Source organism: Agathobacter sp. (genome assembly GCF_977054825.1).
In genome coordinates, this window is record NZ_CDRTEH010000001.1 from 139,767 (window position 1) to 154,724 (window position 14,958).

The window sequence follows — 14,958 nt, forward strand, 5'->3', positions numbered from 1 at the left end:
GTATGCAGCACACAATAAAGCTATAAAAGTCATATAATTATAGCTTTATAAAGTCTCGTGTCTGCATGCGAGGGTCTCATTTTTTAATATGCATATTGCAGAAGTAATTGCAAAATCAGAGGCAGCCCGGTACAAACGAAAATTAATCGTCGCACACTAGGCAAAAGGGAGAAAAATATGGTACTATTTATTGAAATCCTGCTTATAGGAGTAGGTTTGTCAATGGACGCCTTCGCAGTATCCATCTGCAAGGGACTTGGAATGACAAAGGTAAACAGAAAGCAGGCGCTGACAATCGGCTTGTATTTCGGAGGCTTTCAGGCACTCATGCCCTTTATCGGATATATGCTTGGTATCCGCTTTGAGAAGTACATCACAAGCATTGACCACTGGATAGCATTTATTCTGTTAGGATTTATCGGTGGCAAGATGGTTTATGAGGCAGTAAAGGAAAAGGATGATGACGCGGTCGTGGAAAAAGACCTGGCGCTCAATCAGGGAGAGATGCTTCTGCTTGCAATTGCGACAAGCATCGATGCGCTTGCAGTCGGAATCATGTTTGCATTTACCTATGACAGCTTAAACATCTACTGGGCTATTGCAATCATCGGACTTACAACCTTCGTGCTTTCAATCATCGGAGTCGTAGTCGGAAACTTTTTCGGCAATAAATATAAAAAGAAATCAGAGATAGCCGGAGGAATCATTCTCATACTCATTGGAGTGAAGATATTGCTTGAGCACCTGGGAATAATAAGCTTTTAATAAAATAAAAAATGGAGGAATCAACATGGAAAATTTCATCAATAATGCACCGTTTATAGTGGTGCTGCTCTGCCTCATAGTGGGCTTTGTGTTTCTGGTAAAGGGAGCAGACCTGTTCGTGGAGGGCAGCTCAAGCGTGGCAAAGCGCTTCAAGGTGCCGTCGCTTATCATTGGACTGACAATTGTTGCGATGGGAACCTCGCTTCCTGAAACAGCAGTCAGTGTGGCTGCATCCATAGCACACAACAATACGCTTGCAGTCAGCAACGTGACAGGCTCAAACATATTTAACCTCATGGTAGTAATCGGCGTGTGCGCTTTGATGACACCGGTAGTGGTGGACGGAGCATCCTTAAAAAGGGATTTCCCATTTTCGATGATATGTGCCATTTTACTTCTTGTCATGGGAACAATCGGCATGACACTCGGCAGGGTGGACGGAATAATACTGCTCGGCTGCTTTGCAGGATACATTTTCTACCTTATCAGACACACATTAAAGCAGAACAGGCAGTCATCAGATGATGAGGTCGATGAGATACCACTTATATCAATGCCAAAAGCAGTGATTTTCATCCTGATCGGAGCTGTCGGCATCGCAGTAGGCGGAGATGTCGTAGTAGACAGTGCAAGCCGCATAGCGATTGACCTTGGAATGAGCCAGACACTCGTCGGACTGACCATCGTATCTATCGGAACATCGCTTCCGGAGCTTGTGACATCAATAGTCGCAGCCAGAAAAAACGAGGTCGATATGGCACTCGGAAATGCAGTCGGCTCATGTATTTTCAACATACTCATGGTGCTCGGAATTGCATCAGCCATCAGCCCGATAGCATTCATACAGGAAAATATCATAGATATTATCGTGCTTGTGGTATTTTCACTCATCGTGTGGATTATGGCATGGACAAAGCGTGAGATAAAAAGAGGCGAGGGCATCATCATGCTGCTAATGTATGCGGCATATACAGCGTATATTATTATACGATAGGGTAAAATACCTTTTGAACCTTTAATGCATAATATTACTTAGAAAATGTGCAGATACTTATTGAGTATCTGCATATTTTTTAGTCAAATATATGCATAAAGGAGGAAAATATGCAACAAAACAGGAGGCAATAATTTGACATACGATGAGATAAAAAAGAATAAGGAGGTCTGTGAATGTTTAAAGAAAGGGAATGAAAACCTTGGAGTATTGGGCTTTACAGACCATTCGGCAGCTCATTGCACAATGGTAGCCAAAAGAGCAGCATATATATTAAAGAAATTCGGTTACAGCGAATCTGATATTAAAATGGTAAAAATCGCGGGATTTATGCATGATATCGGAAATGTGGTAAACAGAAGCCGTCATGCGGAATATGGTGCAATACTGGCAAACGAGATACTCAAAGAAACAGATATGAGTCTGAAGGATAGGATAACGGTTGTGTCTGCGATAGGACATCATGATGAGTCAACCGGAGGGGCAACGGATCCTATTTCAGCAGCACTCATCATAGCAGATAAAACCGATGTGCGTAGAAACCGTGTAAGGAACAAGGCAAAAGAAAATTTTGATATACACGACAGGGTAAATTATGCAGTAACAGATGCAGCTCTTAAAATAAATATGGATAAAAAAGTCATAGCGCTTAATCTGCAGATTGATACGAAAATCTGCTCTATGTATGAGTATTTTGAAATTTTCCTGGGTCGAATGATGATGTGCCGTGGCGCAGCAGAGGTGCTAGGTGCAACTTTTAAGCTTACGGCAAATGGTTCGAAGGTGTTATAGAAAATCGTGTCGTTTGTCGGATTTCAGAGGGATAGTTCATCCTTTTTGTGGATGAATTGATTCAAGGATTCAGAACAGGTATTATAACGGTGGCGGAATATATATCATTTTCGTGATTGATCACGCAGAAACCACCGCATGCCTCGGCTGAGTCCTTTACATTTTTCAGACCATATCCGTGAATAAAATCTATTTTTTCAAAATCATCAGGTGCCTTGTCAGGATCTGCAATCACATATGTGTTTGCAACGTGTATGGTAAAGGTGCCGTCTACAGTTCTTACCGCAACCTTGATATTTGCTCCGATTTGTCCACGGCAGGCATTAAGCGCATTATCAAGCAGATTTCCGAGAATGATAGTCAGGTGATAATCATTGACAGGAATAGTGGCTTTGTCAAATTTCAGATTGGTGTGCAGAGTGATACCTTGGGCTTTTGTCTGAAGCAGCAGGTTGCTTACAAAGGCATCTATAACGAGATTTCCTGTATTAATAGTACAATAGCGTGATTCGAGGTCGTGCATAATCTCTTTAGAATAAGGGATTATATCGTCATATTTTTTCTCAGTAACACAATTTTCAATATAAAACAGATGCTTTTTGGTGTCGTGCATAAAGCTACGTATATTTTTGTAGGCAGCACCCAGTTGCTCGTATTTGTTGCGCTGAAATTCAATCTGTTCTTTTTGGATGGTAAGCTGAAAGCGGAGCTCTTCGTTTTCGAGGACGTTGTAAAACAATATATAGTTCATAATATTTATAAACAATACAAAGGCTGCTAAAATGAAAAAGGCAGACGGAATATTTGTATTTAGATATAAAATTGGTTTTGATAGTAACAGGCACATAGAAAGTACCGGAATAACCAATAAAATTATTGTATAACTTAAAGAATGAACAAAAGCCTCCTTTTTCCAGATAAAATGAATCAGTATTGAAAAAATAAGGAAAAACATATTCGCCATAAGCGATATATTGGAGAATACTAAAAAATCCATAGTATCTTTTTCGACGCGATATGAGTAAATGCTTGTAATAATGTAATACGAAAAAGCTTCAAAGATAGAGCATAATATAGTAGTACTGATGGATATAAGTATTTTAGTTCGCAAATTGGCTGAATAAAGAAAACTTAGGCAGAAACAAAGTAAAGATGATAAGGTTAAACGTAAATAAACTGCCAGTGTCGATGTATTGCCAATTAAAATAGATGTAATGGCTGCATAAATAGTAAAGCTGCATACAAATATGAGAAGTATTATATAATATGGCAGTTGGGATTTCTTCTTTCCAAGAATTGTCTGAAAAAATATAAAGGCTGCTGCACCGGACATCATGCTGTCCAATAAATTCAACAATACTATTTTCATAAACTTGTCTCCTTAAATTTATAATATATTAATAATGTGCTGAGAGTAGATATTTTGTAATTCCTTGGATCTTCTCCGGCTGATTGGAAGTTCAAAGCCGTTATTCAGTAAAAGCCGCGTGGAAGTAATTGATCTGATCTGGTGTAAATTTACCAGAAATCCTCTTGAAGGTGAAACAAATCCGTGAGAAGAAAGTCGTTTTTCTGCTTCGGATAAAGTGCCTTTGGATATCAATGCTCTGTCAGTAAGTTGATATCTGAGATGTAACTTATTTTCTTTCATTGATGAAATATAAAGAAGATCGCTTAAAGGTACAAAATTTTTTTCACCATCAGTATCAATTATAACGATACTTTTTGAGTTTCGATATAATTTTTTGATAATATTGTTAAAAAGCTTGTATATAGCTGTATAGTCGACCGGTTTTGTTATGAATTGAAATGGCTGGACTTCAAAGCTTTCGTGCATATATTCCGGATAGGATGTTGTAAATATAATGAGCAGATCATCATCCATATCCCGGAGTTGTCTGGCAAGTTCCATACCATTTATGTCTGGCATTTCTATATCCAGAAGTACTATCTGATAGAGGTGATTCTTGTAGTCTGAAAGTATATCACTCGCTGAAAAATAAGATGATACGACAATGTTGTTATCAGTTTCTATTGTGTATTGTAAAATATTCTTTTTCATTATTGCGATATCGTTTGTATCATCGTCGCATATTGCTATATTAAGATTCATGATGCCTCCTTATATTTGAAATATATCCGGTATAAAGACCTGTTGCGCATATTATGAGACTTAAATCAATAAAAATTAAACCTTTATTCCAGTGTAACAAAAGTGACAGAATTGTAAATATGGAATTGAAGAAAAAAATAATATAGGTTTTTTTCCGGGCTGTCTTTTTAGCTGACTTACTAAATACTTTGTTAGGTGTGTCAACAGGTGAAACCACTAATATTAAAATCCAGCAAATAATATATATGGGTATCAAGACATATGCAGAAATCATAGGTATAGTGGCAATAGTTAAAAGATATATAGAAAATACAGTATATGATAGTATATAGCATGAAATACGTGTTTTGCAATGATACCCACCGGTTACAGCACGTAAAGATCCTGTAATGATAATATATATTGTAACGGCTATCGGATGGTGAAATAAAAAACCTAAAGTTAATAGTGATAAATTGTATAATATGAAATTAAACATGTAGTCAAAAATATAAGCATATGCATCACTAAAATGAGATTCAATAATTCCATTTAAAACATATTTTTCGGATAAGCATTTTCCAATAGATTTCATAGTTTGTCTCCTCGCATAAAATCATGAATAAATCTATTATATATTTTTTTATAAAGAAATTGTAATTTATGGATAAGTGGATGAAAACGAGGAGTGAGTGGTTGATAAGACCGCTCACTCCTCATTTTTGACTATTAAGAAGAAATACAGTTATATGAGAGAAAATGAGGTAATATGAAAGTGTCAATTGACAAGCATAATACGAAGGAGGAGGCATTAAAATTTGAAAGAACATAAGAAAAGTCAGACCAAAGAAAAGAATTTGTTATGCCGGTTAGCAGAAATCGTTGCACCGCAGGCATTAGAATTTTGCTGGGGGCTTTATTATCAGCCTAAGGAGCCTGACAAGATGAGAGAATTTGTAGCAGCAAGTAAAAGAAATGATATTTAGATTGGAGGTTAGTTTATTATGAAAAAAACAATAATGGCTTTATTCATGTCTGGAATAATAATGACAACGGGAATTCCTGTACTTGCGAATAATTGTCGTGATACCTACTTGCCTAGTAAAGTTGTTTCATTTAGCTATAGTACGTCTGCATATACAGAGCTAAGAGATAAGACTGATGCATCGTCACACTATATATATAATCAATCGGGATTTGATTTATGGGTGCAGTCTTTAACATCTGGAGATATCAACAAAACAGTTAATGGACGTGCAATTATTCCTAGTGGAACGCAAAGAAGAATAAGGAATACAATAAAAGAATCTGGATATTTACAGTGTAAACTTGGAATCACATCGGCAAAGTCTGGGGTTAGCGGAAGAGTAAGTGGAAAATGGAGTCCTGATTGTGCAGGGACATATCAGGCTGCTAATTAGAAAATAAAAATTATGAAGTACGTTTTATCATAAATATATTATAGTATGATAAAACGTACTTTGTGATATAAGGGCCAAAAGATATACTTAAAAATGCAAGCATCAAGGATACTTTTGGATTTTTCAATCATTTTATTGAATTATAAGTGGTAGGAGAAAATTTATGGATAAGAGAAAAATATTCACTGCAATCATGGCAATTTCAATGCTTATAACCACATTTTCAGGTTGCTCGTCAAATCAAAAACAAAGCTACGGCAACCTGGGTAAAGGTGATGAAAGCGATAGACCTGAGGTTGAGGATATAGTGATAGATAATGAAAGTGATATTTATAATATTGGAGATGAAATTCAGGTGAAAACCGTGGATTACGGCACAAATAGAGAATACGTTGCCAAAAGTTATATTGTAAATAGTGTAAAAATATATGATACTGCGGCTGAAATTGATGGTGTGCAGGATAAACTTCTAGAAACCGATTATTATATGGGAGCTGATCCCGAAAAGCCTGCGATACTGAAAAAGGATGAGGTGGCCTGTGGAAAGCTTCTGCTTTGCGATATATCTGTAAAAAATATCGAGGATGAAATATGCACTGTAGGGGATATTTCCCTGGTATATGATATTAATGGTGTCTGTCAGCTTTTAGGCTATCCGGTTTATTTTTCAAATGCAAAGGACAATGAGCATGGGATATATGATTATACACTGGTGCAGGGACAGTCGCTTGACGCTCAGATAGGATTTTGTGTAGATCCGGCATTGCTGCAGATTGATAATATGGACTTAAGCAAACTTTATCTGGCGGTGAATTTTAATGGTGATGAAGAGTACAGGCAGTTTATAGATCCCGGATTGGAGTAGCATATGAAAAATGTATTACAAATTGAGCTTAACAAGGCGATTAAGACTAGATATTTTGTCATATCCATAATCATAGGAACTATGATTGGCATAGTAGGGCTGGTTTATAATGTAAATCTTGTATACAACAGTCAGATATATGATGGTATCAATCCTTGTTATGAGGGATTTACGCTATTTAATCATTGGATTGGTGGTGAAGGCTTTTCGTTAGGGTCATCACTATACTTTTTTGTGTTTCCGCTGCTTATAGCATTGCCGTACGGCTGGTCATTTTGTGGAGAAAAAAACAGCGGATATATGCGTCAAATCCTGGTAAGAGCAGGAGAGAAAAGCTATCTGACAGCCAAATTTCTGGCAACATTTATTGCCGGTGGTCTTGCAATGGTAGTGCCGCTAATCATCAATTTTATGCTGACTGCGCTTTTTATTCCGGCGATAACACCTGTTCCTACATATGACACTATGTATGGTGTTTTTGGCAATTCTCTATTTTCAAGCCTATATTATACGCAGCCATTTGCTTATGTAGCGGTATATATGCTGGTTGATTTTATGTTTTGCGGAGCTTTGGCATGTATTACGATGCTGTCGGCACAGTTTATTAAATATAAATGGGTTAATTGTATTTTTCCGTTTGCTGTCTGCATGGTATTAAATGTACTTAATAATATGTTATTTTCAAATACTCCTGGTGCAGAAAATTATCAATTTTCACCATTTTATTTTACCAAGTGTGTACAGACCGGATATCCGGCAAAACTTTGGATCATAGTTTTAATGGCTATGTTAATGGCTGTTATAACAATAATAGTTAATGTGGTTTTGATACATAAAAAAGATGTAATGTGAGGATGCATATATGAAAATGTGGAAAATGTTATGTTATGACATAAAAAATGGCTGCATAAAAAACCTGAAATTATTATTGTTTCCGATTTTATTTGAAACGGCTGTACTGTTTATGCTGTGGCAGAAAATGAATTCGTATGCGCAGTATGGTATAAGTACACAAAAGCATATGGGAGATGTTCTTTTATACAATTTCGGAGGCATGGAAAAATATGAATTGTCTGTGGAAAATGTATTTCAATTCCCCGTTATATGGATGCTGCTTTTTGTAATGATACTTTTTGTGACTCTGAGTTATCCCATGAACAATTTATGCGGTTTTGGAAATAAGATTCTGGTAAAGGGAAAAAGCCGTGTGAAATGGTGGTTGTCAAAATGTATATGGAATCTGTTCTGCAATATTATTTTCTTCGGAATAATTTTTATATTAATTTTGTGTTTTTGCAGTATAAGCGGCATAAAGTCCGGATTGCAGGTAAATACAGATATGCAGATAGTTCTTTTTGATCTGGGGGCAGATACATCACTTAAGCCGCATGCAATAATGCCGGTTGGAGATATAGTAATGGTTTTTATGTTATCTGTAGCAATATGTCAGATACAAATGGCACTGGGACTTTGGCTTAAGCCGATATACAGTTTTATGGTAATGAGCATGGTTTTGCTGCTATCAGCATATTTTCAAAGCGTGTTTGTTATTGGAAATTATGCAATGCTGATAAGGCATTCGTGGATAAATGAGGATGGTATAGACTGCAAAGTTGGAATCCCTGTTATGTGTTTAATAATATTTATAACAGTTATAGTGGGTGTGATAAGGTTTAAAAAGTATAACATTATTCAGGAGGAAAACTAGAATGGCACATATAGAGGTAGAAAAACTTTGTAAAACAATCAATAAAAGCGTAGTGCTTGAAGACATAAATCTGGATATGTCATCAGGAAAAGTATATGGCTTTCAGGGAATAAACGGCTCGGGAAAGACTATGCTTATGAGAGCACTTATTGGATTGATACGTCCAACGAGCGGCAAAGTGTGTATTGATGGCAAAGAACTTGGAAAAGATATAGATTTTCCGGAGAGCATTGGATTTTTACTGGAAAATCCTGCGTTTCTGGATATGTATTCAGGACCGGATAATTTAAAGTTTCTTGCAAAAGTGGATAGTAATGTGGATAAAAAGAGCATGGAGGATGAAATCTGTGGATTAATTGATGACGTAGGACTCGGACTGGCGGGAAAGAAAAAATATAAAAAGTATTCACTTGGGATGAAACAGAGACTGGGGATTGCGGCAGCAGTTCTTGGAAATCCCGATATCGTAGTATTAGACGAGCCGACAAATGCCCTGGATGATGATGGAAAGGAAATGGTTAAATCAGTTGTGAGAAAACAGAAAGAGCGGGGAGCACTTGTGATCATTTCATGCCATGATATGCAGACATTGGAGGAATTATCTGATGAAATCGTAAAACTTAAGGAGGGCAGGATATGTGGGTGAGAAATAGAGTGCTTCTTGTTTGTGGATTGATCTTTCTCGTTTTATTTACAGTCCGTGTCATTGTGGTTAATAAAAATGCTGATAAAGTACCGACATACATATATGATGTGGGAGAAACTGTAGATTTTGGAAATGATTATGTGGATACTGTTGAAGAGTGCATCGACGGATATGCTGTACAGGTTCTGGGCTATGAGGTAGTAGATACAAAAGAACTTTATGAGCGTTATAATATGGGACAGGCAGATGAAGCAACAGTAAAAAATACTCCTTTTTATTGTCTGTTAAAGGTTCGTATCTATAATAAAGACTGCGACCTTGGAGAGGAAGGTGGGCTGATGCTGGATCGTTATAGTCTCACAGGGGATAATTATATGGCACTTGTAAGTGAGAATGTTTTTTGCACAATGTACCCTGATATGCCGGGAATAGCATTTTCACTCCGAAAGGGAACGAGCATGGAATTTGAGCTGCCTTATCCTATTACAAGGACTGAGGGCTGTACAAAAGAGGATATGCAGAAAAAAGCACCAATGCTGGAAATCTCTGAGTTTCCAAATAGAAAGCTATTGAAAGCAGGGTGAAAAGAAGCAAAAACAAGCAAATAGTAAATTTTGTAAAAACTTATTCTTGTTGACTTACAACAGTTGACAATTTAAAAGCCACATGCTACTCTAGAAATGTATGAGATAAAAGCGACGAAAAAGAGAGTACTTTTATGGCAGATTTACAGAGAAATCCCACACAGGCTGAGAGGGGATGACCTAAAGTAGGAGGAACATGGCTTTGGAGCAGCAGTATCGAACCATTGGCTAGATACTGACAGGAACCGCCTGTTATAGCGGAAAGAGGCGTAGCAGTGCCGGCAAAAGACGCCGGATGATTTTGATAGCTGCGTGAAGAGAAGTGGTACCACGATATAATCGTCTTCTTGGGAGTTTTCTCCTGAGGAGGCGTTTTTTAGCGTATAAAAGAAGTATGATGAGCATAAAGAACGCGCAAACTTGTTTGCATAAGTGCTTTATGCGAAATCAGACGGCATAACGGAGACCGAAAATTGTAGCTGCGAAGCAGCGGAGAAGCCTTGAAAAGGCGAATTTGAGGGTGGAGTTATGTATTTATACGCATTTTAAGAAAACCAGGAGGAAACTAAATTGGCAAACAAAGGTAAATATTACATGACAACAGCCATTGCGTACACATCAGGCAAGCCTCATATCGGAAACACATATGAGATCATCCTTGCAGACGCAATCGCCAGATACAAGAGAGCAGAGGGATACGACGTATATTTCCAGACAGGAACAGATGAGCACGGACAGAAGATCCAGGAAAAGGCTGAGGCAGCCGGAATTTCACCGAAGGAGTATGTAGATCAGATTTCAGGTGAGGTAAAGAGAATCTGGGATATGGTAAATTCATCATATGACAATTTTGTCCGCACAACAGATGATGACCATGAGAAATGTGTAAAGAAAATCTTCAAGAAGCTTTACGATCAGGGAGACATCTACAAAGGCTCATACGAGGGACTTTACTGTACACCATGTGAGTCCTTCTGGACAGAGTCACAGCTCGTGGACGGAAAATGCCCGGACTGCGGACGTGAGGTACAGCCTGCAAAGGAAGAGGCATACTTCTTCAAGATGAGCAAATATGCAGACAGACTCATCGACTACATCAATACACACCCTGATTTCATCCAGCCGGTTTCAAGGAAAAATGAGATGATGAACAACTTCCTGCTTCCGGGACTTCAGGATCTTTGCGTATCGAGAACATCATTCAGCTGGGGAATCCCGGTAGACTTCGATCCAAAGCATGTAGTGTATGTATGGCTTGATGCCCTCACAAACTATATCACCAAAATCGGCTACGATCCTGACGGATCATCAGAGCTTTTCAAGAAAAACTGGCCTGCAGATTTGCACCTTATCGGAAAAGATATCGTGCGTTTCCACACTATTTACTGGCCTATTTTCCTTATGGCACTTGACCTTCCGCTTCCAAAGCAGGTATTCGGACACCCATGGCTGCTTCAGGGCGGTGATAAGATGAGTAAGTCAAAAGGAAACGTTATCTACGCAGACGATATGGTCAGACTTTTCGGCGTAGATGCCACACGTTACTTTGTGCTCCATGAGATGCCATTCGAGAACGACGGAATCATCACATGGGATCTTGTAATCGAGAGATTCAACTCAGACCTTGCAAACATACTTGGAAACCTTGTAAACAGAACAGTTTCCATGAGCAATAAATATTTTGACGGCATCGTAAAGAGCACAGGTGCAACAGGCGATGCAGACCAGACTGCCATTGACGCAGATCTTAAGGCTGTAGTCACAGGAACAAGAGAAAAAGTGGCAAAGAAGATGGAGGGACTTCGTGTGGCAGATGCCATCACAGAGGTATTCGCACTTTTCCGCCGCTGCAACAAATACATCGACGAGACAACTCCTTGGGTGCTTGCAAAGGACGAGGCACAGCAGGATCGTCTTGCTGAGGTGCTTTACAACCTCACAGAGTCTATCGCAATCGGAGCAAGCCTGCTTCATTCATTCCTGCCTGAGACAGCAGAAAAGATTGTAGCACAGCTTAACACAACACTCCGCGATTTCGATGACCTTGACCAATTCGGTCTCTATGAGAGCGGCACAAAGGTTACAGACAAGCCTGAAATCCTCTTTGGCAGATTAAAGGCAGAGGATGTGATGCCTGAGGTAGAGAAAATCCAGGCAGCACAGAAAGCAGAGTTTGAGGCGGAGCAGGCTAAGCTTGCAGCAGTTGAGGGCAAGGCAGCGTGTGGATGTGGCGCAGGTGAAAATGCCACAGATCTTGAGCCTATGGATATTGAAGCAAAGGAAGAAATCACATTTGATGACTTTGAAAAGCTCCAGTTCCAGGTTGGCGAAATCGTAAAATGTGAGGCAGTTGCGAAGTCAAAGAAGCTTCTCTGCTCACAGGTAAAGATTGGAAACCAGACAAAGCAGATAGTATCAGGAATCAGAAAGTACTATTCTCCTGAGGAGATGGTAGGCAAGAAGGTAATGGTTCTCGTAAACTTAAAGCCTGCTAAGCTCGCAGGTGTTTTATCAGAGGGAATGCTGCTCTGTGCAGAGGATGCAGAGGGCAATCTCGCACTCCTGACACCGGAGAAACCAATGCCGGCAGGAGCACCTATCGAATAGGACGTAAGCGACAAGAAAGGAGTCTCATATGGAATATTTTGATATAGTGGACGAGCAGGGAAATCCAACAGGACAGACCGTAGAGCGCAAGCAGGCGCACAGAAACAATATACTTCATAGGACTGCGCATGTCTGGATAGTCAGACGCTGTGGAAACTCCATACAGATACTTTTACAGAAAAGGTGCATGGAAAAAGACTCCTTTCCGGGCTGCTACGACATATCAAGCGCGGGACACATACCGGCCGGTGTGGACTATATACCGTCTGCGCTCAGGGAGCTTAAGGAGGAGCTGGGCCTTACAATAGATCCGGCACAGCTTATCGACTGTGGACTGCACAGACACCATGCAGACGAGGTGTTTCACGGAGAAAGATTCCTGGACAATCAGATAAGCAAGGTGTTTCTGCTGTGGCTTGACGTGGACGAAGCGGATATCACCGTGCAGAAGGAGGAAATCGACTCTGTAAAGTGGTTTGACTACGCAGAGTGCAAGCAGGATGTAATAGACGGCGCGATTCCAAACTGCATAGATGTGGCGGAGCTTGAGATGCTTGAGCCGCACTTTGACGCGAACATATAATAAACAGAGGATAAACAGCACTCTAAATTATATGAATATGCCGGTTACCGGATTCACGGAAATGAGCTGTAACAAAGAATTGGGAGGAAACCATGAAATCAACAAAAGACTCTCTCTTAGAGGATATCAAGGCAGAATTTGCCGAGGTCAACGCCATGATGGAGGCACTCGAAGCAAAGGAGCCTGAGGATGAGGCGAGTGAAGCCTATGACAAGTGGATCGAGGAGTGTGAGCAGCTCGCCATCGAGTCAGAATCACTCATGACACTTATAGATTACAAGATGACACAGGGATTGTAGAGGATTATCCTGTACATATTATACAAAAATAAACACCCGGATATAGCTAAATTGCCGTATCCGGGTGTTTTTATAAAGAAAAATTACCGGAAAATGAAATTTAATATATTAAAAATTGTACAAACCGTGTTATACTCTATACGTTACACTAAATTTAACTAGGAGAAAAAGATGTTATCAGTAATAGAAAAAGTCAATGACGTAGTCAACAATTTTATCTGGGGCGTGCCTGCGATGATATGTATCATAGGCGTCGGGCTGCTTTTGAGCTTCAGAACGGGATTTATTCAGATTATAAAGTTTCCGTATGCGATGAAGGTTACACTTGGCAGGATGCTCAAAAAACGTGAAGCATCCGACGGAGCGCTCACACCGTTTCAGGCAGTGTGTACGGCACTTGCGGCGACTGTCGGCACAGGAAATGTGGCAGGAGTAGCGGGAGCCATCGCGATAGGTGGGCCGGGAGCGGTATTCTGGATGTGGATTTCAGCACTTCTTGGCATGTGCACCAAGTTCTCGGAGGTCACACTCGCTGTACATTTTCATGAGAGAAATGCAAACGGCGACCTGGTAGGCGGTCCTATGTACTATATTAAAAACGGTCTTAAAAAGCACTGGCACTGGCTTGCCTATCTGTTCTCAGCGTTTGGAGTGCTCACCGTGTTCGGTACCGGAAACGCTACACAGGTAAACACCATAACCACAGCGATTGATTCAGCTTTATATAATTACGATGTAATTTCAAGCGAGTCGGCATCAACGCTCAATCTCATAATAGGAATAGTGCTTGCCACACTTATAGCGCTTATTCTGCTTGGGGGAATCAAGCGCATAGGCCAGGTTACTGAAAAGCTTGTGCCGTTTATGGCAGTCATGTATATTCTGCTGGCACTTGGAGTAGTAATCGTCAACTTTAAAGCTATACCGGGTGTATTTGGAGCCATAATAGAGGGCGCTTTCAATCCGTCAGCAGTGACAGGCGGAGCGGTCGGAAGCTTCTTTATGAGCATGAAAAAGGGAGTTTCCAGGGGAATTTTTTCCAACGAAGCAGGTCTTGGAACAGGCTCTATCGCGCATGCTTGTGCAGACACAAAAAAGCCTGTAAAGCAGGGCTTCTTTGGTATATTTGAGGTGTTTGTGGATACTATCGTGATATGTACACTCACAGCACTTGTCATACTCTGCAGCGGAGTTTCTGTGGGCTATGGAGAAGCAGCAGGCGCAGAGCTTACCATCAGCGGATTTACATCCACCTACGGCGGCTGGGTATCAATCTTTACAGCGGTTGCCATGTGCTGTTTTGCATTTTCTACCATCATAGGCTGGGGACTTTATGGAACCAGATGCATAGAGTTCTTATTCGGAACCAAGGCAAATAAGCCGTTCATGGTAGTATATTCGCTTGTTGCGATAGTCGGTGCGACAATGAACCTTGGATTGATGTGGAGCATAGCGGAGACCTTTAATGGTCTTATGGTCATACCAAACCTTATTGCGGTATTTTTGCTTTCGGGTGTAGTTGTAAAGCTGGTGAAGGAATATTTTGCCGGCGAGGGAGCTTCATCTACCGTGAAGAATAAAGAATAGCCGGGAAAAGGTGAA

Annotated in this window: 17 protein-coding genes and 1 other annotated feature; of the genes, 14 read left to right on the top strand and 3 right to left on the bottom strand. The window is 39.9% G+C overall.

What is annotated here, in order from left to right; genetic code table 11:
• The first annotated feature begins 177 nt into the window (after positions 1-177).
• From ACW6PM_RS00630 to ACW6PM_RS00640, 3 genes are all read left to right on the top strand, one after another.
• Positions 178-765, top strand: coding sequence for a manganese efflux pump MntP (locus ACW6PM_RS00630; RefSeq protein ID WP_456055856.1), 588 nt, complete (start codon positions 178-180; stop codon positions 763-765).
• Between the two features lie 25 nt (positions 766-790).
• The gene (locus ACW6PM_RS00635) at positions 791-1,759 is read left to right on the top strand and encodes a calcium/sodium antiporter (RefSeq protein WP_456055857.1); all 969 of its coding nucleotides are present in this window, start codon (positions 791-793) and stop codon (positions 1,757-1,759) included.
• 135 nt (positions 1,760-1,894) lie between these two features.
• A complete protein-coding gene (locus ACW6PM_RS00640) occupies positions 1,895-2,551 on the top strand; it encodes an HD domain-containing protein (protein WP_456055858.1) in 657 nt (218 codons plus the stop codon).
• Positions 2,552-2,612: 61 nt separating this feature from the next.
• On the opposite strand, the gene ACW6PM_RS00645 is transcribed toward ACW6PM_RS00640, so the two are convergent.
• From ACW6PM_RS00645 to ACW6PM_RS00655, 3 genes are all read right to left on the bottom strand, one after another.
• A complete protein-coding gene (locus ACW6PM_RS00645) occupies positions 2,613-3,317 on the bottom strand; it encodes a sensor histidine kinase (protein ID WP_306748384.1) in 705 nt (234 codons plus the stop codon).
• A gap of 621 nt (positions 3,318-3,938) precedes the next feature.
• Positions 3,939-4,664: a LytR/AlgR family response regulator transcription factor gene (locus ACW6PM_RS00650; protein WP_012743964.1), complete on the bottom strand. Its 726-nt coding sequence runs from the start codon at positions 4,662-4,664 to the stop codon at positions 3,939-3,941.
• Positions 4,654-5,238: an accessory gene regulator B family protein gene (locus ACW6PM_RS00655; protein ID WP_448754864.1), complete on the bottom strand. Its 585-nt coding sequence runs from the start codon at positions 5,236-5,238 to the stop codon at positions 4,654-4,656. Before ACW6PM_RS00655 ends, ACW6PM_RS00650 begins: the two co-directional genes overlap by 11 nt.
• Positions 5,239-5,461: 223 nt before the next feature.
• Here ACW6PM_RS00655 and ACW6PM_RS00660 point away from each other — a divergent pair, with 223 nt between their 5' ends.
• The 11 genes from ACW6PM_RS00660 (at position 5,462) to ACW6PM_RS00710 (ending at position 14,943) form a co-directional block, all read left to right on the top strand.
• Complete coding sequence (locus tag ACW6PM_RS00660) at positions 5,462-5,629, top strand: cyclic lactone autoinducer peptide (protein ID WP_012743962.1); 168 nt, start codon at positions 5,462-5,464, stop codon at positions 5,627-5,629.
• 18 nt (positions 5,630-5,647) lie between these two features.
• Positions 5,648-6,064, top strand: coding sequence for a DUF2712 domain-containing protein (locus ACW6PM_RS00665; protein ID WP_012743961.1), 417 nt, complete (start codon positions 5,648-5,650; stop codon positions 6,062-6,064).
• Positions 6,065-6,227: 163 nt separating this feature from the next.
• Positions 6,228-6,929, top strand: a complete 702-nt coding sequence (locus ACW6PM_RS00670; protein ID WP_456055859.1) for a DUF5027 family lipoprotein — start codon at positions 6,228-6,230, stop codon at positions 6,927-6,929.
• A 3-nt stretch (positions 6,930-6,932) separates the two neighbouring features.
• Positions 6,933-7,781, top strand: a complete 849-nt coding sequence (locus tag ACW6PM_RS00675; RefSeq protein WP_456055860.1) for a hypothetical protein — start codon at positions 6,933-6,935, stop codon at positions 7,779-7,781.
• A gap of 487 nt (positions 7,782-8,268) precedes the next feature.
• Positions 8,269-8,637, top strand: coding sequence for a hypothetical protein (locus tag ACW6PM_RS00680; RefSeq protein ID WP_456055861.1), 369 nt, complete (start codon positions 8,269-8,271; stop codon positions 8,635-8,637).
• Between the two features lies 1 nt (position 8,638).
• Complete coding sequence (locus tag ACW6PM_RS00685) at positions 8,639-9,283, top strand: ABC transporter ATP-binding protein (protein WP_448754868.1); 645 nt, start codon at positions 8,639-8,641, stop codon at positions 9,281-9,283.
• Positions 9,274-9,867, top strand: a complete 594-nt coding sequence (locus tag ACW6PM_RS00690; protein ID WP_456055862.1) for a DUF5028 domain-containing protein — start codon at positions 9,274-9,276, stop codon at positions 9,865-9,867. Before ACW6PM_RS00685 ends, ACW6PM_RS00690 begins: the two co-directional genes overlap by 10 nt.
• Positions 9,868-9,972: 105 nt before the next feature.
• Positions 9,973-10,217, top strand: a binding site (T-box leader).
• Between the two features lie 244 nt (positions 10,218-10,461).
• Positions 10,462-12,474, top strand: coding sequence for a methionine--tRNA ligase (gene metG, locus ACW6PM_RS00695; protein WP_456056077.1), 2,013 nt, complete (start codon positions 10,462-10,464; stop codon positions 12,472-12,474).
• A 28-nt stretch (positions 12,475-12,502) separates the two neighbouring features.
• Positions 12,503-13,057 (top strand): NUDIX hydrolase, encoded by a 555-nt coding sequence (locus ACW6PM_RS00700; RefSeq protein ID WP_456055863.1) that lies wholly within the window; start codon positions 12,503-12,505, stop codon positions 13,055-13,057.
• Between the two features lie 92 nt (positions 13,058-13,149).
• Positions 13,150-13,356: a hypothetical protein gene (locus ACW6PM_RS00705; protein ID WP_015515874.1), complete on the top strand. Its 207-nt coding sequence runs from the start codon at positions 13,150-13,152 to the stop codon at positions 13,354-13,356.
• 171 nt (positions 13,357-13,527) lie between these two features.
• Entirely contained in the window at positions 13,528-14,943 is a 1,416-nt protein-coding gene (locus ACW6PM_RS00710) for an alanine/glycine:cation symporter family protein (protein ID WP_456055864.1), read from the top strand.
• Positions 14,944-14,958: the final 15 nt, after the last annotated feature.

What these genes read in the sequence shown, in the direction of transcription:
- ACW6PM_RS00680 (WP_456055861.1), top strand. Translation starts at nt 8,269, where the DNA reads ATGCAGATAGTTCTTTTTGATCTGGGGGCAGATACATCACTTAAGCCG.
- metG (WP_456056077.1), top strand. Translation starts at nt 10,462, where the DNA reads ATGACAACAGCCATTGCGTACACATCAGGCAAGCCTCATATCGGAAAC.
- ACW6PM_RS00700 (WP_456055863.1), top strand. Translation starts at nt 12,503, where the DNA reads ATGGAATATTTTGATATAGTGGACGAGCAGGGAAATCCAACAGGACAG.
- ACW6PM_RS00675 (WP_456055860.1), top strand. Translation starts at nt 6,933, where the DNA reads ATGAAAAATGTATTACAAATTGAGCTTAACAAGGCGATTAAGACTAGA.
- ACW6PM_RS00665 (WP_012743961.1), top strand. Translation starts at nt 5,648, where the DNA reads ATGAAAAAAACAATAATGGCTTTATTCATGTCTGGAATAATAATGACA.
- ACW6PM_RS00635 (WP_456055857.1), top strand. Translation starts at nt 791, where the DNA reads ATGGAAAATTTCATCAATAATGCACCGTTTATAGTGGTGCTGCTCTGC.
- ACW6PM_RS00690 (WP_456055862.1), top strand. Translation starts at nt 9,274, where the DNA reads ATGTGGGTGAGAAATAGAGTGCTTCTTGTTTGTGGATTGATCTTTCTC.
- ACW6PM_RS00655 (WP_448754864.1), bottom strand. Translation starts at nt 5,238, where the DNA reads ATGAAATCTATTGGAAAATGCTTATCCGAAAAATATGTTTTAAATGGA.
- ACW6PM_RS00705 (WP_015515874.1), top strand. Translation starts at nt 13,150, where the DNA reads ATGAAATCAACAAAAGACTCTCTCTTAGAGGATATCAAGGCAGAATTT.
- ACW6PM_RS00670 (WP_456055859.1), top strand. Translation starts at nt 6,228, where the DNA reads ATGGATAAGAGAAAAATATTCACTGCAATCATGGCAATTTCAATGCTT.
- ACW6PM_RS00710 (WP_456055864.1), top strand. Translation starts at nt 13,528, where the DNA reads ATGTTATCAGTAATAGAAAAAGTCAATGACGTAGTCAACAATTTTATC.
- ACW6PM_RS00630 (WP_456055856.1), top strand. Translation starts at nt 178, where the DNA reads ATGGTACTATTTATTGAAATCCTGCTTATAGGAGTAGGTTTGTCAATG.
- ACW6PM_RS00650 (WP_012743964.1), bottom strand. Translation starts at nt 4,664, where the DNA reads ATGAATCTTAATATAGCAATATGCGACGATGATACAAACGATATCGCA.
- ACW6PM_RS00685 (WP_448754868.1), top strand. Translation starts at nt 8,639, where the DNA reads ATGGCACATATAGAGGTAGAAAAACTTTGTAAAACAATCAATAAAAGC.